General features: G+C 47.8%; 24 protein-coding genes and 1 riboswitch. Of the genes, 21 read left to right on the top strand and 3 right to left on the bottom strand.

Annotated elements, in window-relative coordinates; all coding sequences use genetic code 11:
• Positions 1-378 precede the first annotated feature (378 nt).
• Positions 379-1629, top strand: a complete 1251-nt coding sequence (locus B0X71_RS21590; RefSeq protein WP_077590046.1) for a flagellin N-terminal helical domain-containing protein — start codon at positions 379-381, stop codon at positions 1627-1629.
• A gap of 24 nt (positions 1630-1653) precedes the next feature.
• The gene (locus B0X71_RS14195) at positions 1654-1854 is read left to right on the top strand and encodes a YjfB family protein (RefSeq protein ID WP_077590045.1); all 201 of its coding nucleotides are present in this window, start codon (positions 1654-1656) and stop codon (positions 1852-1854) included.
• Between the two features lie 51 nt (positions 1855-1905).
• Here the strand turns inward: B0X71_RS14195 and B0X71_RS14190 are convergent, their stop codons facing one another.
• The gene (locus B0X71_RS14190) at positions 1906-2784 is read right to left on the bottom strand and encodes a hypothetical protein (RefSeq protein WP_077590044.1); all 879 of its coding nucleotides are present in this window, start codon (positions 2782-2784) and stop codon (positions 1906-1908) included.
• 239 nt (positions 2785-3023) lie between these two features.
• On the opposite strand from B0X71_RS14190, the gene B0X71_RS14185 reads away from it, so the two are divergent.
• From B0X71_RS14185 to flgL, 12 genes are all read left to right on the top strand, one after another.
• Positions 3024-3737, top strand: a complete 714-nt coding sequence (locus B0X71_RS14185; protein ID WP_232336703.1) for a glucosaminidase domain-containing protein — start codon at positions 3024-3026, stop codon at positions 3735-3737.
• 180 nt (positions 3738-3917) lie between these two features.
• Positions 3918-5372 carry a flagellar filament capping protein FliD gene (gene fliD / locus B0X71_RS14180; protein ID WP_232336702.1) on the top strand — a complete coding sequence of 485 codons (1455 nt, stop codon included), beginning with the start codon at positions 3918-3920 and terminating at the stop codon, positions 5370-5372.
• The gene (locus B0X71_RS14175) at positions 5372-5761 is read left to right on the top strand and encodes a hypothetical protein (RefSeq protein WP_077590041.1); all 390 of its coding nucleotides are present in this window, start codon (positions 5372-5374) and stop codon (positions 5759-5761) included. Before fliD ends, B0X71_RS14175 begins: the two co-directional genes overlap by 1 nt.
• A 17-nt stretch (positions 5762-5778) precedes the next feature.
• Positions 5779-6153, top strand: coding sequence for a flagellar export chaperone FliS (fliS, locus tag B0X71_RS14170; RefSeq protein ID WP_077590040.1), 375 nt, complete (start codon positions 5779-5781; stop codon positions 6151-6153).
• 312 nt (positions 6154-6465) lie between these two features.
• Positions 6466-7272, top strand: coding sequence for a flagellar motor stator protein MotA (gene motA / locus B0X71_RS14165; protein ID WP_077590039.1), 807 nt, complete (start codon positions 6466-6468; stop codon positions 7270-7272).
• A complete protein-coding gene (gene motB / locus B0X71_RS14160) occupies positions 7262-8071 on the top strand; it encodes a flagellar motor protein MotB (protein ID WP_156889877.1) in 810 nt (269 codons plus the stop codon). The genes motA and motB overlap by 11 nt, the downstream gene beginning before the upstream one ends.
• A 14-nt stretch (positions 8072-8085) precedes the next feature.
• Positions 8086-8511 (top strand): flagellar basal body-associated FliL family protein, encoded by a 426-nt coding sequence (locus B0X71_RS14155; protein ID WP_077590037.1) that lies wholly within the window; start codon positions 8086-8088, stop codon positions 8509-8511.
• Between the two features lie 122 nt (positions 8512-8633).
• Positions 8634-9020: a flagellar protein gene (locus tag B0X71_RS14150; protein WP_232336701.1), complete on the top strand. Its 387-nt coding sequence runs from the start codon at positions 8634-8636 to the stop codon at positions 9018-9020.
• Positions 9021-9040: 20 nt separating this feature from the next.
• The gene (gene flgM, locus B0X71_RS14145; protein ID WP_077590035.1) at positions 9041-9313 is read left to right on the top strand and encodes a flagellar biosynthesis anti-sigma factor FlgM; all 273 of its coding nucleotides are present in this window, start codon (positions 9041-9043) and stop codon (positions 9311-9313) included.
• Positions 9314-9343: 30 nt separating this feature from the next.
• Positions 9344-9829: a flagellar protein FlgN gene (locus B0X71_RS14140; protein ID WP_077590034.1), complete on the top strand. Its 486-nt coding sequence runs from the start codon at positions 9344-9346 to the stop codon at positions 9827-9829.
• Between the two features lie 25 nt (positions 9830-9854).
• Positions 9855-11123, top strand: a complete 1269-nt coding sequence (gene flgK / locus B0X71_RS14135) for a flagellar hook-associated protein FlgK (protein ID WP_077590033.1) — start codon at positions 9855-9857, stop codon at positions 11121-11123.
• A 24-nt stretch (positions 11124-11147) separates the two neighbouring features.
• Complete coding sequence (flgL, locus tag B0X71_RS14130; RefSeq protein WP_077590032.1) at positions 11148-12029, top strand: flagellar hook-associated protein FlgL; 882 nt, start codon at positions 11148-11150, stop codon at positions 12027-12029.
• A gap of 525 nt (positions 12030-12554) precedes the next feature.
• On the opposite strand, the gene B0X71_RS14125 is transcribed toward flgL, so the two are convergent.
• Together B0X71_RS14125 and B0X71_RS14120 are read right to left on the bottom strand one after the other, a co-directional pair.
• Positions 12555-13397, bottom strand: a complete 843-nt coding sequence (locus tag B0X71_RS14125) for a flagellar hook-basal body protein (RefSeq protein ID WP_077590031.1) — start codon at positions 13395-13397, stop codon at positions 12555-12557.
• Positions 13398-13448: 51 nt separating this feature from the next.
• On the bottom strand, positions 13449-14273 hold the full coding sequence (locus B0X71_RS14120; RefSeq protein ID WP_077590030.1) for a flagellar hook-basal body protein: 825 nt from the start codon (positions 14271-14273) through the stop codon (positions 13449-13451).
• A 326-nt stretch (positions 14274-14599) separates the two neighbouring features.
• Positions 14600-14689: riboswitch (cyclic di-GMP riboswitch) on the top strand.
• 76 nt (positions 14690-14765) lie between these two features.
• Here B0X71_RS14120 and flgB point away from each other — a divergent pair.
• From flgB to fliI, 7 genes are read left to right on the top strand one after another with little or no spacing between them, the layout of a single operon-like run.
• Positions 14766-15170, top strand: a complete 405-nt coding sequence (flgB, locus tag B0X71_RS14115) for a flagellar basal body rod protein FlgB (protein ID WP_077590029.1) — start codon at positions 14766-14768, stop codon at positions 15168-15170.
• 5 nt (positions 15171-15175) lie between these two features.
• A complete protein-coding gene (gene flgC / locus B0X71_RS14110) occupies positions 15176-15631 on the top strand; it encodes a flagellar basal body rod protein FlgC (protein ID WP_077590028.1) in 456 nt (151 codons plus the stop codon).
• 35 nt (positions 15632-15666) lie between these two features.
• Positions 15667-15963: a flagellar hook-basal body complex protein FliE gene (gene fliE / locus B0X71_RS14105; protein WP_077590027.1), complete on the top strand. Its 297-nt coding sequence runs from the start codon at positions 15667-15669 to the stop codon at positions 15961-15963.
• Between the two features lie 25 nt (positions 15964-15988).
• On the top strand, positions 15989-17623 hold the full coding sequence (gene fliF / locus B0X71_RS14100; protein WP_077590026.1) for a flagellar basal-body MS-ring/collar protein FliF: 1635 nt from the start codon (positions 15989-15991) through the stop codon (positions 17621-17623).
• Positions 17624-17634: 11 nt separating this feature from the next.
• Positions 17635-18654, top strand: coding sequence for a flagellar motor switch protein FliG (gene fliG / locus B0X71_RS14095; RefSeq protein WP_077590025.1), 1020 nt, complete (start codon positions 17635-17637; stop codon positions 18652-18654).
• Positions 18647-19444, top strand: a complete 798-nt coding sequence (locus B0X71_RS14090; protein WP_077590024.1) for a FliH/SctL family protein — start codon at positions 18647-18649, stop codon at positions 19442-19444. The genes fliG and B0X71_RS14090 overlap by 8 nt, the downstream gene beginning before the upstream one ends.
• The gene (fliI, locus tag B0X71_RS14085; RefSeq protein WP_077590023.1) at positions 19425-20741 is read left to right on the top strand and encodes a flagellar protein export ATPase FliI; all 1317 of its coding nucleotides are present in this window, start codon (positions 19425-19427) and stop codon (positions 20739-20741) included. The genes B0X71_RS14090 and fliI overlap by 20 nt, the downstream gene beginning before the upstream one ends.

The following is a 20741-nucleotide window of genomic DNA, read 5'->3' as shown; positions in this document are numbered from 1 at the left end:
ATCAACCACAACAAAGCTGGAAACGGCAGATGTGACGGTCTGAAAATGATGAGGATGGACCAATGGATAATCAGCAGCCAAGCTCCTGTCTCGAAAGAGTGGAGAAGGTTCAACGACTAGGATAAACCGTCTAAGGCTAAGCTATGACGATGAAATCCGTAGGGTGGCAAGCGCCATTCGAAGTGCCCAGCCCCTTAAGAACTTAAGGGTGAAGATATAGTCTATTCTATGATCGAAAGATATAGCGGCAAAGCAAGCCAACCAGCAACCACAAGCTGTACTTCAATTACTGCGTTAATTTCAAAAGGGTTAAAAGAGATTCTAGTTTTGCTAGAGTCTCTTTTCCATTAAAACTAATCAGAACCGGAGCATAAGAAGATGCGTATAAATCATAACATCGCAGCATTACATACATATAATCGGCTTTCCAACGCTTCCAAACAGACTATGAATTCCGCTGAAAAGCTAGCGAGCGGTTTGCGGATCAATCAGGCTAAAGACGATGCAGCCGGATTAGCCATATCTGAAAAAATGCGGGGACAAATCCGCGGATTGGCACAGGCTGAGCGAAACGTGAAAGATGGGATTTCCCTCCTTCAGACTGCAGAAAGCGGACTGGCAAAGGTAAGTAACCCTCATCTTCAGCGTTTGAGGGAATTGGCTGTTCAAGCAGCAAACGGAACTTTAACCAATACGGATAGAGTGCAAATCCAAGCAGAAGTTGGTCAAATAAAGAAAAGTATTAACGACATAGCAAATAACACGGAATTCAATAGTATTAAACTGCTTAATGTGGGGAAATCAGAGCCGGTGAAAGTGGCGAAAGAGATTGAAGTGACTGTTCAGCCTGGAGAACAATTAGTCGCCGGCTATATTAATGTATTGCCATCAAATACTGAGCCATTAACAGTGGAAGCCATGTTCGGAACTATTTCCGGGGCGGAATGGCCGGATATGAATATTATTTCACCTACAGGACACGAATTCGGATACAGCGGCACAATGGGAGGCAGTAGTACTCAAACAATTGGTGCAACTGATTCGGCATCTTCTGCAACGTATAACGGATATGCGGCTTCGAATGAGGCTATGACCTTTAATGATCCGATTGAAGGTATATGGCAAGTGGAAATCAGAAACACTGGAGGTATAAGCTCTTCCACATTCAGTTTAAAATCGAATCTGGGAATTCAATTGACTTCACAATCGGTAACTTCCGCTGATGAAGATGAAAACAGTTTAACATTCCAAGTGGGTGCAAATACAGAAGACCATATGAAAGTGGAACTCACTGATGTTCGGACAGTTGCTTTGGGAATTGACGAACTAGAATTCACGTCGCAAACAAAGGCAGAAAAAGCCATTTCAATAATAGATGAAGCATTGGCGAAAGTGACTGAAGAACGATCTAAGTTCGGTGCTTATCAAAATGCATTGGAACATACCGAGAACAATATTGGCAACACAATGATGAATCTGACTGCAGCGGAATCTCGTATCCGGGATACAGATATAGCTAAAGAGTTGACTGAACGAACAAAGCACTCAATTCTTGTCCAGTCAGCACAGGCGATGCTGGTGCATGCCAATCAGCAACCGCAGGCTGTGCTTCAATTACTACGGCAATGATTAAAATGATAGGGAGGTCATCAAATGGATATTGCTGCATTATCAATGACGTTAAGCCAAGTAAATGTCCGGCAGGAAGCAAATGTGTCAGTTATGAAAAAAGTGATGGATCAGGCAGAATCGAATGGGCAAGGCGTTATCAAGATGCTCCAAGAGTCCAATACAAAAGCGATGGAGCTATCTGTGCAGCCGCATATCGGAAGCAACATAGATAGCAGAGGCTAATTGAAAAGCTGTAAGGCGATAACAGGTAGATTAACGCCTTGCAGCTTTTACCTATAGATTAAAACAGCACATCGTCAATTGACTGACACTTAACCCACTTTCAACCCTTAACCGTTCTAAAACTTTTCTATGATCAGCTTCAATTCTGATTTGATAGCCATTTGTGATTCTCGTTTGTTTAGAGATAAAGCTATACCACTTGAAAAATCCGTGATGATCCGAAATTATTTTGATTAATAATGGGAGTTTTTCATATTGAGAATTGATTTCTGAAGTTGGTTTTATGAGAACAATATTGTTGGGTAGATAGATAGAAGTACGAGCTGCAATTTTTCTCTGAGTTCCTGGAGGAGATTTTTTCCTGCTCATTGATTCATGAAGATAAGGATCAACTAATTTTAAAAAGTAGATGATTTGAAATTGGTCGTACAAAAGCAGACGATTTTGATTGTCTAGTGAGAATGCTAAACCATATTTTTTCTTTAAAAAATCAATCAGGAAGAGATTTTCTTTCTTAGAAAAGCTATCAGTCGATAGAATGATTTTTCGAGGAATTCCTCTTTGCTGTTTAAGATGTCCATCATCTTGATACCACCAAGCAAGGGATCTATCAGTAAAGTGTTTTTGGATGTAAGGTATTGGAAGAGTTTTTTGGGATAGAGGATACCAAATTTCATAAAGTCGACAAAATTCTTCAGAAGTACGTGATTGAACAATATAACTCTCTGTATAGCCTGCAGTAGTTCGAGAATCAATTAACTTTCTATATTTAGGAGGATTTAAAGGAAGAAAAGAAGAAAGGGACTCATAGCAATGTTCACTCCATCCTTTATCTTGTTTACAATGCGTAAATTGAAATCTTGGTTTTCTGCCCAACTGCTTGGTCAAACAGCCATCACCCAGTAATTTCCCGCAAAGTAAATCATGCATAGATATCCTCTCCTTTTTGGAATAACAGAGTTTAATCTATTATGTGACGAAGTAGTTATTATTGTCTATTTTTCGTTCATTTCTCTCTTGTTATCATTTTTACTCCCCTCAATTATCCCATTCTTTTTTCTTTCTTAATCCGTATAATGAAATCATCTTCACTTACATAAAGGATGTGTTCAGTTTCCATGACGTCTCCGATTTCTTCTAATTTACTTTCTTACATGATGATGAGTTCGATGTCCAGGATGATGCCGACTGCCAATCCTATGGGCAATACCAACAATCCGATGACCAGTGCTGCGGATCCGAATTCATTTTTCTTCATGCTTATGAATGCCATGATGAGCAATATGGGGCAAACCAGTGCAGTCGCTCCTCAATCAAATGGGATGCTGAACCAAGCGCCAAACCAGACATCGCCAGTTCCATCGATGACGATCACGTTCACAGCGCCGCTTTCCAATGCTTACAATCCTGCCATTCCAACTGTACAATCAGTTGTCAGGAAAGATGTTCCCACATCAGCAGGAGATATGAGTGATTTCAAATTTCAGCCGACACAATTTCTGAAGCTGGATCAGAACCTAGAAGGGAAACTGGAAGGAACGGCTGGACATTTCATTGCAGCCGGCAAGAAATATGACATCAATCCGAATTTATTATCAGCCATTGCAATCCATGAAACAGGCAATGGCGGTTCAAGAGCCGCTAATGATAAGAATAATATCGCGGGCATGATGGGAAAGAACGGCTTGAGAAGTTATGCAACTGTCGAAGACAGCATTTTCGATATGGCCCGTAACCTGCGTCAGAACTATTTGAATGAAGGAAAAGATTCCATTGCTAAAATCGGTGCCAAGTATGCGCCGGTTGGAGCAGCCAATGATCCGACGGGCTTGAACAACCATTGGACGAAAGGTGTTTCCCATTACTACAACAGTCTTACGTAAACAAGAGTGGTTCCTCCGGGAGCTCCTCTTGTTTTTTATTTGCGGAAAAATGAAGAAAACCTGAAATGGCTATTAAATTTCTCTCTTTATTGCCGATATATAACCATAGAGCATAACAGGAAGTGTAACGAACATGGGAACGGAGTGAGCAGTATGCGGGTTGGTGGATTAGCCTCGGGGATGGATACAGATTCAATCGTAAAAGAAATGATGCAAGTGCGGAAATTGCCGCTGGATAAATTGATGCAGGAGAAAACGTGGACGGAATGGCAGCAGGAGTCCTACCGTGAATCCAATCTGGCACTGTCCGGCTTGCGTGATTTGGCCAGCAATTTACGGTTGCAGCGGACGTTTAATGCGTACAGCGCTACCACTTTGGCCGGCAATGTGACCGTGTCACCGACTGCGAATGCAATGAGCGGTTCTTACGAAGTGAACGTACATAGCGTGGCAAAGGCCGCAAAAATGCATTCTGCTGCTGGTGTCCAGAACTCTACTGGTTCGGCTGCGAAATCAACGGATAAGATTGGTGTTGCTGGGACAATCACTATAAGTGGAACAGCCACAGCTGTAGATATCACAGAAACTATGAGCTTTGCAGATGTGGCGAAGAAACTTCAGGACGCAACCGCAGGTTCTGTACCTGCTCTTCGTGTGAACTTCGACGACACGACATCGAGTTTTTTCATTTCTACAAAGGAAATGGGAGCTGCACAGAACTTCTCGTTGGATTTCAGTTCCCAGGCGCTGGCCGATAAAATTATAAATAAGCCAGGACTGACGTCATTCTCAACTGCCGATACAGCGCTCACAAATACCTCGACTGCGACAAACGGAAAAGTCACTTTTGAGGGTATTGTGATCGATAATCTCACTTCAAATAAAACGACAATCAACGGACTGGCATTGACATTAGAGAAGATAGGCGCAGATACCATCACAGTGAAATCAGATGCAACCAAGCCATTTGAGGCCATCAAAAGCTTCGTGGAAAAATACAATGAAACGATTGAGGCAATTGAAAAAAAGTTGGTCGAGAAACGGTATCGGGATTTCCAGCCGCTCTCTGATGAACAAAAGAAAGACATGAGCGAAACGGAAATCGAACTCTGGCAGGAAAAATCGAAAAGCGGGTTATTGCGCAATGACCCGATTTTAAAAAGCGCATTGCAGGATTTGCGGCGGGCATTCATGGACCCTGTGAGTAGTCTGGCAACAGGCAGCATCAACACGCTCGCTGAAATCGGCATCTCAACCGGTGATTACCGGGAAGGCGGCAAGCTTTTCATCAATGAAGACAAACTGAAAAAAGCACTTACGGATAAACCGGATGAAGTCATGCAGTTGTTCAGCACGAACGCTGGCGGTGGTGGAATCGGGCAACGGGTATATGGTGAGCTGAACGATACCGTCAAACGTCTGAGTGAACGGGCAGGGAACCCTTCCTATACTGTCGATAACAGCACCATTTCCAAGCGGCTTCGCCAAATGGATGAAGAAATCACCCGCTGGCAGGACCGGTTAGGGAAAATCGAAGACCGCTATTGGCGACAATTCACCGCCATGGAAAAAGCGCTGAGCCAGATGAACTCGCAGAGCACATGGATGCAACAGAACATGTTCGGTGGCATGTGATGAATAATTATCATTCCATCTTGCTCGAGATGCTGACGCTGACAGAAGAAATCCAGCTTCAAGCTAGTAAGATTGCTATGAAAATGGAAGACAATCCTGATGGCCAGCTCGAAGCCTTACCGGCATTATTTGATAGACGCGGACAAGTGATTCAGCAGCTGGAACAAGTTACCCGGCAGCCAGACTTTCGATGGACCGAAGAAGATCAACGCATTATCAGTCAATTAAAAATGATCGATCAGTCGCTTCAACCGGTGCTGGCTAACTTGCATCACTCATTTACCACTCAGGTGAACAAGCTCGCTCAAACTAAACAGACTTCCAATAAATACATGGCAGTCTATCAGCACAAAGCCACAGAAGGTTCATTCATCGACCAGCGAAAATAGAAAGAGGAGGATTTCTCTTGGCAATCATCAGTCCATACCAGACCTATCAGCAAAATTCCGTCATGACCGCCTCTCCGCAGGAACTGACATTAATGCTCTACACCGGTTCCATGAAATTCATGCGGCTCGCCAAAAAAGCGATCGCTGACAAGAAATTCGAAGAAAAGAACATCAACTTGATCAAAGTACAAAATATCATTCAGGAACTGCAAGTCACACTTGATCCGAACATCGATCTTTCCCAAAACCTTGGCCAGCTCTATGACTACATGTACACCCGGCTCGTAGAAGCCAACACCAAAAACGACGCTGACATCCTGACAGAAGTTGAAGAACTCATGCGCGAACTGCGAGACACGTGGAAACAGATTATCGAAACATCAAGAGTGTAACGATTTTTCAAGTATTATGCTGACGTAAGCAGAAAAAACTTGGCTGAAAGGTAGATGCAAAGGAAGGCATCCCCCCAGACGTCAACGTGTGACAAAAGCAAAACAGCAGCGACTCCTGCGGGAAAGCGATGTGCCGAAATCCACTCGGGCGCAAAGCCCGAGTTAGTTCGGCGCAAGCCCGGCAGCTGGCACCGCGACGTCCTGTCGCGCCAGCTGCATGACCCACTTCCGGTAGGCCCGAAAGCGCAGCTGTTTTGTGAAACATTAGCAGACTTAACTCCCAATTTACATAGATGGAAATGAGGGAACGATTTGGATAAGACATCAGGTTTAGGTTTATTGCTCGGAATCGTCGTACTGATCGGCGGCATGATGCTGAAAGGGTCCAACCCGATCGCCCTGGTCAACCCGGCTGCATTGGTGATCATCTTCGGCGGGACAGCAGCATGCATCTTGATCGCATTTCCGATGAATGAAGTGAAGAAAATCCCTGCACTGTTCAAAGTGCTGTTCAGCGGCCAGAAAATCATGTCGATCACCGAGATGATCCCGCTGTTCACCGGCTGGGCCACCGCTGCCAGACGAAACGGCTTGCTCGCCTTGGAAAAGGAATCGAACGAAATCGATGATCCGTTCCTGCAGCGCGGCTTGAAAATGATGGTCGATGGACAGCCGGCAGAACAGATCCGGAAATTACTCGAAGAAGACATTGACGCGATGGAAGAACGGCATGAACTTGGTGCAAAGATCTTCACTCAGGCCGGCACGTATGCACCTACACTCGGCGTATTGGGTGCGGTCATCGGTCTCGTAGCAGCGCTCGGCCATTTGGACGATGTGGCGTTACTCGGAAAATCGATTTCAGCGGCCTTCATCGCCACGCTGTTCGGAATTTTCACGGGCTACGTATTATGGCATCCGTTCGCCAATAAACTCAAACGGAAATCCGAACAGGAAATCAAAATGCGCTATATTATGCTCGAAGGCATGATGGCTGTGCAAGAAGGACTGCCGGCCCGTACAGTGGAAGAGAAATTACTGACATATCTGCCGGCCCGAGACCGAGTACTTGAAGGAGAAGCAGCGAACAACAGGGATGGTGTTCAAGTTGAAGCGTAAGAAAAAACACGATGAGCATGTCGACGAATCCTGGTTGATTCCATATGCCGATATCCTCACGCTTCTCTTGGCTTTGTTTATCGTATTGTATGCAGCAAGTGAAGTGAACTCACAAAAATTCAAGGAAATCTCAAATTCATTCAATAATGAATTGCAAGGCGGAACCGGGGTGCTAGAGTACCAGACGCCGGTTGAACCCATGGAACCGGAAGAGCCGACTACAGAATCGGCCGACTCGATGGAACTGGCCGAACCGGATGCTGTTGAAGCTGAAGACAGTGAGTTAACCGGTGATAGCACAGGAGCGGTCATGTCTGCTGAAGAAGACTTCGAGGCACTCGCTGAACAGCAGAAAAAAATAGAAAGTTATATCGAAGAAAAAGGGTTATCCGCCCGGCTGGAGACAGAGTTGACGGCGAAGGGGCTCATATTGAAAATAAAAGACGGCATTCTATATAGCCCGGGGAACGCAACGGTCACAGCTGATGCCGTGACGCTCGTGGAAGAGATCTCGGAGCTCCTGATCACCAATCCCGCGCGGGACATCTTCATAGAAGGGCACACGGATAACGTGCCGACCAACTCGGCTGAGTTTCCGTCTAACTGGGAATTGAGCGCCGCCCGGGCGATTAATTTCATGAAAATCCTGCTGAAGAATGATGAGCTGGAACCGCAGAAATTCAGTGCCACCGGCTACGGGGAATACCGACCGATTGCCCCGAACGATACAGTAAAAGGCAGAGCCAATAATCGCCGGGTGGAGGTCCTGATCTCACCATACGAACAGCAGGACGACTAAACTGGAGGTATAGAATGAAAAATTTAAAAGTGATTTTCGGAGCTTTGGCCGTGATTCTCATCATCGGCGCAGGCGCGTTTGTGTTCTTCGGTAAAAACGCTGAAAGTGCTGCCAAACATACCGGTGTGGCTGCCGAGGAATTGGCGGTGCTAAGTACGGAAACCGATACGATCACGACAAATCTGGCCAATCCGGACAGCTTTGCGGTCGTGCGTTTTAATATTTTATTGAGCAATAAAAAAGCGAAAGAAGAAACTGACCAGCGGGCGGCAGAAGTCCGGGCCGCAGCGATCTCGACGCTTGCAGGCTTTTCGAAAGAACAGCTGATCGGCGTCGAAGGCATTGATGCGCTGGAACAGCAATTGACGCTCAAGCTGGAGAGCATCATGGAGACAGGAACTGTGGAACGGGTGCTTGTGACGGAATTTAAAGTGCAGTAATTCAAATAACCGTAAACTTTTGAGATAAAATGCCGATATAAAAGATAGACATAAGAGAAAACGGGTGATGAATCATGGGGCAGGGAGAACTGGAGAACTGCAGAATATGCGGACGGCTTTTTTTGAAGGACCACACTGATTACTGCCTGAATTGCTTTGAAGATATAGAACAGGATTTTAAATATGTAGCCGACTTTCTGAAAAAGGAGCAGAATCGCTATGCGACTCTTCAAGAAGTAAGTAAGGCTGCAGAAGTCTCTGAAAAGCGGATCATGGAATTTATTCGTGGGGGCCGGATTTTCGCGGAGGACTATCCCAATTTAGGCTATGAATGCGCGCAATGTGGTACATTGATCAAAAGGCAAGTGCTGTGCAACGACTGCTATGAGCGCTATTCCACCGCTGTCGACGAAATGATGACTCGGGAAAAAGCGAAGGACGAAATCAGAAAAGCCCAGCATGGCCATCAGAACGAAGCCCAGTACTGGCGCCTGAAGCGCAATAAATGACTAGAAAGGAGGGCGAGGAGATGAATATCGATAAGACGAACGGGTCTGCATTTGTGCAGTCTTACCATAAGCAGACGCAAGTAACGCCGGTTGCAAAATCGAATCCCCTCCAGCGAGAAGACCAGCTGCAAATTTCCGATAAAGCAAAAGAACTGTTCGAAAAGAAAGACGATATCGATGCCGAACGGCAAGATAAGATCCAGGAGCTGAAGGCCCGGATCCAGTCGGGTGAGTATGAGGTCAGCAACGAAAAACTTGCCGGTAAATTCTACGATTTTTGGTTTGATAAATAAATTCACCCCTTAACAGAGGAGGGTATACAGGTGCCCCAATCAGTCATTACAGCTCTGGAAGAATTGATCAGTATTCAGCAACAGCTGATTGTGTATGCGGACGAGAAGAAAACCATTCTGATCGACCGCCGGATTGATGATCTCAATGAACTCGTGCAGCAGGAAGCGCGGCTCGTCCGGCAGCTGAACCAGGCGGATGACAAACGGGAACAGGCCGTGACGGCTCTCATGGGGGCGCATCCGTCACTCCGTTTCCATGAATTCATCGACCGGTTACCGGATGAAATCGCCCGGAAGAACATTCAGTCGCGCATGAAGACATTGCAAGAATTGCTCGTTGAACTACAGGCCAAAAATAAAATCAACGAACAGCTGCTGAAAGATGCGATGGAATTCGTTCATCACATGATCGAAGAAGTGACCCGCTCACGCCAGCAGCAATACAATTACCAATCACCGCACGGACAGCAAACTCCACCGGCCGGCGGCACCGGCTTTTTTGATACGAAAGCATAACCGGCATGAGAAAAGAGGGAATTGAATGGTTTCAACATTCCATGGATTAGAACTCGGAAAACGCGGCCTGATGGCGAGCCAGGCGAACATCGCCACAACCGGGCACAATATCGCGAACGCGGGCACGAAAGGCTACTCCCGCCAGCAAGTGAATACGGTCACTTCACCACCACTGGACGTCTGGACGAATGGCGATGCCAATCCGAGCCAGCTCGGTTCCGGTGTCCTGGTGGAATCGATCACGCGTGTCCGGGACCGCTTTTTGGATCAGCAGTACCGCGACAGCGCCGGAACACTGGCTAAATGGCAAACCCAACAAACTGCGCTCAGCCGCATTGAAACAGTCGTCAATGAACCGAGTGACACCGGCCTTAATTCCGCAATGGATGCGGTCTGGAGCGCGCAGCAGGATTTGGCATTGAATCCGGACAGCCAGCCGGCGCGGGCCGTTGTTAAAGAACGGGCTCAAGCTTTTGTAGAGACAGCTCAGGCAATGGACCGTTCATTGTCCAGTCTGAAAACGGATCTTCAATCGCAAACAGTCGCCACTGTTCAGGAAGCGAATGATTACCTGAAACAAATCGCCGCCCTTAATGACAGCATCCGGCGGACCGGCAAGAATGCCAACGATTTGCAGGACCAGCGGGATCTGGCCGTGGACAGCTTGTCGAAACTCGTGAGCGTCCAAGTCAAAGAGCAGACGGACGGTACATACTCGGTCAGCTTGCTGCAAAAAGAAGGAGCGCCGGTACTGCTTGTATCCGGTACTGAAACTGTTTCGACGTTGACAACGGACAGCGAGCCGGCAAATGGCAAACTGACCGGTTTGGCTCAGTCGATTGCGACCGTGGAGAAATACCATAGCCAGTTGCACGAGACCGTAAAAGGATTTGCTGAAGCGAATGGCATGTCGGCTGAAAATGGATCGGCTGGCACGAATCTCTTTGCAGGAAATCAGGCTGATTTCACAATTGCCGGGTTAACGGTGAATGAAGACAGCGGTCAATATGCGTTACCGACCGACACCGATACGGCAACCGAAAAAGTGAAGAGCGGTTATCAGACACTCGTCAGTGAACTCGGAGCTGAAACACAAGCGGCTGGCCGGTTCGTCAGCAGTTTTGACGCTACCTTGAACGCAACAGAAAATCGCCGGCAATCTGTCACCGGTGTCTCACTGGATGAAGAAATGGCGAACTTAGTGAAATACCAGCACGCCTACAGCGCAGCGGCACGAATTGTCTCGACTGCCGATGAAATGCTGGACACGCTTATCAACCGGATGGCTCGCTAACCGGGAGACTGGAGGAAAACCCGGATGAGAATTTCCCAGCAAATGCTGCATCAAAACTCCTTGCGGCACATGAACCAGAATTTAAGCCGCATGGAAAAAACCAATCTCGACTTGTCAACAGGCAAGAAATTACATAAACCGTCGGATGATCCGAACGGTGTCAGCAAAGCGATGAACTTGAAAAGTGCCCTCACTGCCAATAAACAATATGAACGGAATGCCGATGAAGCGAATCTGTGGCTGTCGGAAGCCGATCAGACCATCAACGGGATGGTCGAAGTCATGCAGCGGGTTCGTGAACTGGCCGTACAAGGAAACAACGGGGCACTTTCCGACCAGGACCGCAACATGATCGCCTCGGAAACAGAAGCGTTGCATGAACAAATCCATCAATTCGCCAATGCGAAAGTGAACGGCCAGTACTTGTTCAATGGATCCAATACAAAAAATCCGCCGTTTCCGACATCTGGTGCCTATACCGAAAGCACCTTCAACACCGATCAGAGGAAGTTCACCATCGGGGAAGGTGCAGCGGTCAACATTAACGTTACGGCAGACAAATTGATCGGAAATGCTAACGAAAACGATAATTTATTCAACGTACTGAACAGTGTAGCAGCCGCATTAAAAGCAGGTGAAACCGTCTCGCTCGACCATATCGACCAAGGAATGGAGCGGCTTTTGACCACTGCAGCTGAAGTCGGTGCCAGACAAAATCGGGTCGAAGCCATCACCAATCGCGTGCAAGACAGTAACGTAGCGTTACAGACCATGCTGTCGCAAATCGAAGATGTCAACTATGCAGAAACCATTACAAAACTGAAAAGCGAAGAAAGCATCTACCAGGCAAGTCTGTCTGCTACGGCGAAAATCATTCAGCCAACCTTGATGGATTTCCTGAGATAATTTGAAGAGCGGTTGCCCTTATCCGGCACCCGCTCTTTTTTTGAGGTGTAACGGGGATGGTGCCATGAATTTTGGATTTATGGTGGTTTTTTGTTTTTTAAAGAGGAGGATTGGGAACTGGTGGGGGTTAAAGTGCATTCGCCGGCTCTTAAAGTACATTCAGCTTTTCTTAAAACGCGTTCATTAAAGTCTAATGTGCGTTCATCAGCGCTTAAAGTGCACTCAGCCAATCTTAATCACCATTCAACCGTATTTTCACCACAAATCAAAAAAAGTTGATACCGGGCAACCCGCATCAGCTTTCCTGGGAATTTCAACCACGCATATTGACTCAAGTTGCGGTCTTAAAGTGCATTCGCTGGCCCTTAAAGTACACTCAACTTTTCTTAAAACGCATTCAATAAAGTATAATGTGCATTCACCAGCGTTTAAAGTGCACTCACCCAATTTTAATAATCATTCAGTCAAACTCCCAGCATAAATCAAAAAAAGCTGACACCGGAATTCCGGCGTCAGCTTCTCCATTTATCCCCGCATCGTATTAACAAGCCCCATCATGTCATCCGCGAACGAAATCGCTTTTCCTTGTGACTGGAGCAGTCGCTGTGCAGTAATCAGTTCCGTCATTTCTTCAGTCAAATCTACATTGGATGCTTCAAGCGCGCCTTGCATCACCCGGGCGCTGCCATCATTTTCTGCCGCTGTTCCAAAAAGCTGAAGTGCACCGGCTGCCATCTGTTCAGCTTCTGTACCAGGCAGCTGATAGCGGTTGCCGCCCGCTTTTTCAAGAAGGTCCGGACGCAGAATTTTAGCGATACTCAACTGGAACTGGGCCGGCTGTTTCGCTTGATCTTTAAATGTAATTTCCAGTCCGCCATTTTCAGTGACAGTAACGGAATCATAATCGTTTTCAAAAACGATCGGCTGATTATTGCCGTCAACAACCGCATCTCCTGCGTTCGTCACCAAGGCGACTTGATCGGAGTTCAGCACCGGCTGAACTTGGAAAGAACCGTCTTTTGTGTAATATGTATTTCCTTCAGATGCGACCCGGAAGTATCCGGAATTGCCGCCAATCATAAAATCGAAAGGGCGACCCGTCTGAAGCGATGAACCTTGTTCCATTCGTAAATTCGTCTGGGACAGGATAGCCCCTGATCCGATTCGCAGTCCATTCGGCGTCTGCCGCCCGATTTCATGCTGAAGCCCCGCCTGCTTTTCCATCGATACGGTAAGCGCGTCGGAAAAATTCGCTTCCTGCCGCTTATATCCCGTCGTGCTCACATTCGAAATATTATTCGCAATCAAATCTATCTTCTTCTGCAATTCCCGCATCGATGTAGCTGCAGAATTCATTTGGATATTCATGGGCATAATTCTCCTTTAGTAAATAGTACTGATAAAAATCTGACTAATACATCAAACCCTTCCGATTTCATTGACCGCTTTCTCCATACTCCGGTCGTAAGCCTGGATGACTTTCTGGCTCGACTCAAAGCTGCGGTACGTGCTCATCATGTCCGTCATCGTCCGGGTCAGATCCACGTTCGACTGTTCGACCATGCCTTGCTTTACGAAATCTCCAGGCATGTTCGGAAGTCCGGCCGCTTCAATCCCAAGCGGCGCATTCTCGAAATCACCTTCCCAGCGAAGGAGATTATGGCCTTCTTTTACGAGCTGTTCAGGATCATTTGTATACCCGACCCAAAGCTGATTTGCGTTCGTTCCGTCTTCCCGGATAATTTCACCGTTGCCTTGGACTGTAAAGTTCTCTGAATCCGTACGAATCGTCTGGAAGTTCGCGTCTAAGACATTCAGCCCGTCAGCTGTCGTCAGAAATCCATCCTGGTCGACTGCAAACTGACCGTTTTGTGTATACCGGATTTGCCCGTCTCCGGCATTGACTGCGAATAACAGTGTACCTTGCTGCTGTGTTTCGGGATCGACCGGCAATGCGCCGGATAGCAGGGAAATGTCGGTTGGATTCCCGGTTTCCTTTAATGCGCCTTGCACGAAAGACGGAATCCCTTCCTGGGCGTAAACGCCGGTATGGAGCTTGCCAATAGTAGCTGGATGCTTGCCCGCCTGCATGGCTTGGATCAATTGGGCAGGAAAAGCCCGAAGCACCGTCTCGTCTTGTTTGAATCCGGGCGTATTCGCATTCGCCAAGTTATTCGTGAGTACTTGCTGTTTACGGTTATGGGCCATAAGTCCGGAAGTTGCAATATATAATCCGCGGAACATAAAAAAAATTCACCCTTTCTTAAAAAACTCTTGCAATTTGGCGTTAGCATACCACTATAATTAAATAAAATATATAGAAAAAGGAAAATTAAAACAAAATCATTTTTCCAAGAAAAAATAGCCAAAATCAAAAAAACGTGCTATTATCACCATCAAGAACAGTTGAAAATGAGTCAATTTATTGAGTTTAAAAGCTAGATCAGTATCAAAAGCCGTAATTGATTATAAGAACGTCCGGTTTTTATCGAGTTAAGTAATGTTTTTCCACAAAATATCCAAATCAGTAAAAAGACCTAAAACATTTAAAAAACTGAATACAACAATCGTCACGATAACGGCAAACTTCTCCGAAAGGAAAGGACGCAAAGCCACGGGCCTACGCACAATCTTTTGTGCTTGGCAGCCGGGTTACCGAAAGATGGGAGATGCATAATCCACCCTTTTTTCGGGGTGGTTTTTTTGTGGCCAAATTAAGAATAAAGGAGTTCAGCAATGAATATATTTCCTCAGACGTTCCAGTCATTGGAACAGGCGTTATCGACATCGGCTTTGAAGCAACGGACGCATGCGGCGAATATTGCGAATGTCGACACGACGAACTACAAAAGCAGACAAGTAAACTTCCAATCTGCACTGCAGAACGCAATGGATAGCAGCGGATCATTGAAAAGCTTCAAAACAGCAGCGGGTCATATCCCATTCAGTACGGAAAATTCAGCAGGAGTACCTTCCGTGACAGTGAACACCAATACAAAGTTCAAAACAAATGGCAATAACGTGGATATGGACTACGAAATGGCCGAAATGGCGAAAAACCAATTATGGAATAACGCGCTGACCGAGCGGATCAATGGGAAATTCAACAGTCTCCGCTCTGTCATCAGCGATGGGAGGTAAGGAAGATGAGCTTATTCAACGGACTTAATATCAGCGCTTCCGGCCTGACGGCAAACCGGCTCCGGATGGACGTCGTTTCTTCCAATATCGCGAATGCCAACACAACCCGGGCCGAACGGGTCAACGGCGAATGGATGCCGTACCGCCGGAAAACGGTGGAGCTGTCGCAAAGCGGTGTGTCGCCATTCGGCCAGCATCTTCAGGCGGCGATGGGCAGAGGATCCGCTCATGTATCCGGTGTATCGGTTTCAAGAATCGAAGAGGACCGGACGCCGTTCGCGTTATCGTATGATCCCACTCATCCGGAAGCGGATGAAGATGGTTACGTCCGGCTGCCGAACGTGGATCCGGTGAAGGAAATGGTGGATCTGATGTCTGCGACCCGCTCTTATGAAGCGAATGTAACCGCATTGAATGCATCCAAAAGCATGTTCATGAAAGCGTTGGAAATCGGCAAATAACCCGTCCCGTTGATCGGAGATTTTAGGAGGTTCCCATGAACACGATTAGTTCGATTCAAGTCCCATTCTTACAGCCTCAGGAAAGTCCCAAAGTCCAGACAGACAATAAAACAGGCGAATTCGGCGAGTTGTTCAAACAGGCGCTGGATAAAGTGAATAGCGCCCAAAAAGAATCGGATAAACTGACGACGGGACTTGTGACCGGGCAAGTTCAGGATGTCCACGAAGTCATGATTGCTTCCCAGAAAGCGAATTTATCCCTGCAATTGACCATGCAAGTGCGCAATAAAGTCGTCGAAGCTTACCAGGAAATGATGAGGATGCAAGTATGAAGACAAGCGCAGAGGATAATGGCAAATGAAAGAAACAGTATCGGCTTACACCGAAAAACTCAAGGGGGCATGGGCGGGATTTTCAGGCCTGACGAAGTGGATTATGATCGGCTCTTTCGTTTTGACAGCGCTCGTGCTTTCCGTGTTTTTCTTTTTCAATTCTCGGGACGATTTCGCTCCGTTATATTCCAATCTTGCACCGGCGGAAGCCGGGGAAATCAAAGCGGCCATCGAAGAACGCGGCATTCTCGTGGAGGTATCGAATGACGGCAGCATCATCAGCGTGCCGGAAGACGAATTGGCCAATTTGAAAATCGCTTTGGCTGCGGAAGGAATCCCTGAAAACGGCAACGTCAATTACAGCGTGTTCAGCGAAAACATGGGACTCGGCATGACGGATCGCCATTTCGATGTGGTTGAGCGGGATGCGATGCAGAACGAACTGGCATACTTGATTCGCCAGATTGATGGCGTGACGGATGCCAACGTCATGATTACGCTGCCGAAAGAAAACATCTGGATCACAGATGAAGAACAAGTGGCCACCGCTTCGATTGTGGTGACCGGTGATCCCGCCTTTCAGCTCGATCAAAAGCAGGTCAACGGGTTATATCATTTAATCAGTAAAAGTATCCCAAATTTACCGGCAGATCAGATTGTGATCATGGACCAGAATGGCCAGATGTTCGAGATTTTGGAAGAAGACGTAGTGGATACGACGCTGTCCGTGTATCAGCAGCAACGGGAGATCAAGGAAGACATCGAACAGGATATCCAACGGGAACTTCAGCAATTACTTGGACTTACACTTGGACGGGACAAAGTCGTCGTCTCCGTTATGACGAGTATGGATTTCACAAAGGAACGGCGCGAAGAAAATCTCGTCGAACCCGTGAATGAAGAAACGAATGAAGGCATTGCCATCAGTGTCGAACGGATTGTCGAATCCTATTCCAGTGAAGGGGCAGTCGTCGAAGATGCCACAGGGGCAGGAGAGACCGAAATTGCAAATTATCCGGGCGCTGATGGCATCGGTAGCAGCGAATCCGAACGCACCGAGGAACGGATCAACTCGGAAGTGAACCGAATTAACCGCCAGATTGAATTGAGCCCTTATGTCATTGATGACATTACGATCAATGTCGGTGTAGAGCCGCCGGTTCCGGCTGATCCGGAAAGTCTGACATTACAGAACATCAATGATATCCGCAGTATTTTAACGAATACTGTCAGCACGACGTTGAGCATGAACGGCACTGAAATGACTGAAGAAGAACTCGAAGGCCGTATTTCCATCTTCGCAACCGAATTCCAAGGAAAAGCGGTCGTCGAAGCGGAAGAGCCGGTTGCGCCATGGTGGACTGTACTTCCGGCGAACTTCCTGCTGTATGCCGGTATCGGAATTGCCGCCTTGCTGGTTGTCTTAGTTGTTGCAGTGTTGCTGATCCGCAAGCGGAGACGGGATCAGGAGGAGAATGAGTATGTCATGGGGATATTCGACCAGCCGCCGCCGGATGACAGTCTGCCCGAAGAAGCGGAGATTGATCTGTCCGAGTTCGATTCCATTGCAAATCCGAAACGGAAAACTGTCGAAAAATTGGCCAAGGAACGGCCGGAAGACTTTGCGAATTTATTGCGTTCCTGGATGAACGAAGAGTAGGGGTGTGACGTATGGCAAAAGCGAAAAGAATTACAGGGCTGAACGGGCTTCAAAAAGCGGCAGTCCTGCTGGTCGGCTTAGGGCCTGAAGCCTCTGCAGGAATTTTCAAGCAGCTGTCGGAACCGGAAATCGATCAGCTGACGCTGGAGATTTCCAACATCCGTCACTTGAAAAGCAGTGAAATGGAAGATGTCCTGAATCAGTTTTACGGGATGATCCTTGCGCAGGATTATATGAGTGAAGGCGGATTGGATTATGCCCGCAATGTGCTTGAAAAAGCATTGGGGAAAGAAAAAGCGCTGGACACGATCGGCCGACTGACGAGCAGGCTGCAAGTCAAACCGTTCAATTTTGCACGGCGGGCCGATCCGAATCAGATTTACAATATTCTGCAGCATGAACATTCGCAGACAATCGCACTCGTGCTGTCCTATCTGGAGCCGAAACAGTCTTCCCACATTCTTTCCCAGCTCGATCCGGATAAGCAGGCGGAAGTGGCCCGGCGGATTGCGTTGATGGAAAGCACATCCCCGGAAGTGATCCACCAGGTGGAACAGATCATCGAGCGGAAATTGTCTGCATCCGGTTCACAGGATTATACAGCTACCGGCGGTGTTGAAGCGATTGTCCAAGTGCTCAATAAAGTGGACCGCAGCACCGAAAAAGCGATTCTGTCGGAACTTGAAACGGATTCCCCGGAACTGGTTGCAGAGATCAAAAAGCGCATGTTCGTATTCGAGGACATTGCCCAGCTTGATGCCCGTTCGATTCAGCGGGTTCTCCGCGATGTGCGGGATCTTGATCTGACGTATGCATTGAAAGTGGCAAGCGAAGAAGTCAAAGAAAGCATTTACCGCAATATGTCTGAGCGCCGTGCGGATCTGATCCGCGAAGAAATCGATGTACTGGGTCCTGTGAAGCTGAAGGATATTGAAGGCATTCAGACAACGATCGTTACGCTGATCCGGGATTTGGAAGAACAAGGTGAAGTGGTCATTGCCCGCGGGGAAGGAGATGAGCTCGTTGTCTAACGTCATTCGCTTCCATAGTACTGTTGGAACGGAAAAGCGGCTCATCGCTGCAAAGAAAATCGAAACACCCAAGCGGCATTTTGATCAGTCCGAATTGACACCGGCCCAGCAGCGGCGCTTGCTGCAAGAAGAGATCCGGACATTGGAAGAACGGTACCGACAATTGCAGGAACAAATTGAAACAGAACAGGCGGCAGCCCGTGAAGAAATCCGGCAGTGGCAGGAACAAAGCCGCCGGGAAACGGAACGGGAAGCAGCACGTCAAGCGGAAGAAGCGAAGACGGAAGGTTATCAGACCGGCCTCTCGGAAGGTACCCGCCAGGCGGAATCGGATTTCCGCGAGCAGCGGGAAGCGATGGAAGAATTGGTTACTGCAGCACATGAAGAGCAAGCAAACATCATTCAGCAGGCAGAACCGTTTTTACTGAACCTCAGCGTCAAAATCGCGGAAAAGATTCTCAAACGGGAATTGCAGCAGCACGATGATCAATTGCTTCAAATCGTCAAGCAGGCATTGAAGAGTGTCGAAGAATCAGAAGACATCATCATGCACGTGTCGCTGGAAGACTTCCTGATCATATCACCGTATTTGGAAGAGCTGAAACCGTACGTCAAAGCGGACGCGGAACTGCGGCTCATCCCGGTGGCAGCTTTGTCAAAAGGCGGCTGCATGATTCATACGTCGAACGGTTCCTATGACGTTACGGTCGACAGTCAGCTGAATGAAATCAAGAAAAGCCTGCTCGCTTATTGCGAAGAAAAGGTGAATCATGATCTTCAGAGAATCTGATTATCTCGCATTGGTGGACGAAGTCGAACCGGTGAAAAAGCACGGGAAAGTCGTACAGGTGATCGGGCTGACCATTGAATCCAAGGGGCCGAACGCGAAACTCGGCGAACTTTGCCTCCTGTATCCGAATCATTACGAGAAACCGATCGAAGCGGAAGTCGTTGGGTTCCGGGAAAACAAGCTCATGCTGATGCCGCTCCGGGATATCGAACAGATCGGTCCCGGCTGTCTCGTCGTCGCGACCGGCTCACCGCTTCAGATCAAAGTCGGGCCGTCCATTTTAGGGAAAGTGCTGGACGGCACCGGGAAACCGCTTGATGACAGCAAATTGCCGCCGGGCCTGAAGAAGTACTCAACGAGCAACAAACCGCCGAATCCCTTGCAGCGTCCGCGGATTGAAAAACCGCTGGAAGTCGGTGTCCGGGCGATCGACGGGCTGCTGACGATCGGACAAGGTCAGCGGGTCGGCGTCTTCGCCGGCAGCGGCGTCGGAAAAAGCACTTTGATGGGCATGATTGCCCGCAATACGGAAGCGGATATCAATGTCATCGCCTTGATCGGCGAACGGGGAAGGGAAGTCCGGGATTTCATTGAACGGGATCTCGGCCCGGAAGGACTGGCCAAATCGGTCGTTGTGGCCGCGACGTCTGATCAGACCCCGCTGCAACGGATCAAAGGCGCGCTGACGGCGACTGCCATCGCAGAGTATTTCCGCGATCAGGGTAAAAACGTCATGCTGATGATGGATTCCGTCACGCGGTTTGCGATGGCGCAGCGGGAAGTCGGCTTGGCAGTCGGTGAACCGCCGACCAGTAAAGGGTATACACCGAGCGTGTTTGCGCTTTTGCCGAAACTCCTGGAGCGCTCAGGCACATCCGCAAAAGGTTCCATCACTGCGTTCTATACCGTTCTCGTGGACGGGGATGACATGAATGAACCGATTGCTGACGCGGTCCGGGGAATTCTGGATGGCCATATTGTATTGGACCGGAAACTCGCCCAGAAAGGCCAGTTTCCTGCCATTAATGTGATGGCGAGTGTCAGTCGGGTCATGCATGAAGTCGTATCAAAAGAACACCGGCAGGCGGCAGTGGAATTCAAACGACTGTTAGCCGCATATGATTCATCGGAAGACTTGATCAACATCGGCGCTTATAAGAGCGGCGCCAATCGGGAAATCGATGATGCAATCCGGTCATATCCGTTTATCCGGGAGTATTTGCAGCAGGACATTTTTGAAAAGAATGGACTGGATGAAAGCATCAGGAAACTTACATCCAAGTTTGGAGGTGCATAG

The organism is Planococcus lenghuensis (genome assembly GCF_001999905.1).
Classification (GTDB): domain Bacteria; phylum Bacillota; class Bacilli; order Bacillales_A; family Planococcaceae; genus Indiicoccus; species Indiicoccus lenghuensis.
The sequence above is the reverse complement of the archived record's forward strand: the minus strand, read 5'-3'. Positions and strand labels throughout refer to the sequence as shown.

What these genes read in the sequence shown, in the direction of transcription:
- fliG (WP_077590025.1), top strand. Translation starts at nt 17,635, where the DNA reads ATGGCAAAAGCGAAAAGAATTACAGGGCTGAACGGGCTTCAAAAAGCG.
- flgC (WP_077590028.1), top strand. Translation starts at nt 15,176, where the DNA reads ATGAGCTTATTCAACGGACTTAATATCAGCGCTTCCGGCCTGACGGCA.
- B0X71_RS14120 (WP_077590030.1), bottom strand. Translation starts at nt 14,273, where the DNA reads ATGTTCCGCGGATTATATATTGCAACTTCCGGACTTATGGCCCATAAC.
- fliE (WP_077590027.1), top strand. Translation starts at nt 15,667, where the DNA reads ATGAACACGATTAGTTCGATTCAAGTCCCATTCTTACAGCCTCAGGAA.
- flgM (WP_077590035.1), top strand. Translation starts at nt 9,041, where the DNA reads ATGAATATCGATAAGACGAACGGGTCTGCATTTGTGCAGTCTTACCAT.
- flgL (WP_077590032.1), top strand. Translation starts at nt 11,148, where the DNA reads ATGAGAATTTCCCAGCAAATGCTGCATCAAAACTCCTTGCGGCACATG.
- fliI (WP_077590023.1), top strand. Translation starts at nt 19,425, where the DNA reads ATGATCTTCAGAGAATCTGATTATCTCGCATTGGTGGACGAAGTCGAA.
- B0X71_RS14125 (WP_077590031.1), bottom strand. Translation starts at nt 13,397, where the DNA reads ATGAATATCCAAATGAATTCTGCAGCTACATCGATGCGGGAATTGCAG.
- B0X71_RS14185 (WP_232336703.1), top strand. Translation starts at nt 3,024, where the DNA reads ATGTCCAGGATGATGCCGACTGCCAATCCTATGGGCAATACCAACAAT.
- B0X71_RS14155 (WP_077590037.1), top strand. Translation starts at nt 8,086, where the DNA reads ATGAAAAATTTAAAAGTGATTTTCGGAGCTTTGGCCGTGATTCTCATC.
- flgB (WP_077590029.1), top strand. Translation starts at nt 14,766, where the DNA reads ATGAATATATTTCCTCAGACGTTCCAGTCATTGGAACAGGCGTTATCG.
- B0X71_RS21590 (WP_077590046.1), top strand. Translation starts at nt 379, where the DNA reads ATGCGTATAAATCATAACATCGCAGCATTACATACATATAATCGGCTT.
- fliF (WP_077590026.1), top strand. Translation starts at nt 15,989, where the DNA reads ATGAAAGAAACAGTATCGGCTTACACCGAAAAACTCAAGGGGGCATGG.
- B0X71_RS14190 (WP_077590044.1), bottom strand. Translation starts at nt 2,784, where the DNA reads ATGCATGATTTACTTTGCGGGAAATTACTGGGTGATGGCTGTTTGACC.
- fliD (WP_232336702.1), top strand. Translation starts at nt 3,918, where the DNA reads ATGGATACAGATTCAATCGTAAAAGAAATGATGCAAGTGCGGAAATTG.
- flgK (WP_077590033.1), top strand. Translation starts at nt 9,855, where the DNA reads ATGGTTTCAACATTCCATGGATTAGAACTCGGAAAACGCGGCCTGATG.
- B0X71_RS14195 (WP_077590045.1), top strand. Translation starts at nt 1,654, where the DNA reads ATGGATATTGCTGCATTATCAATGACGTTAAGCCAAGTAAATGTCCGG.
- B0X71_RS14175 (WP_077590041.1), top strand. Translation starts at nt 5,372, where the DNA reads ATGAATAATTATCATTCCATCTTGCTCGAGATGCTGACGCTGACAGAA.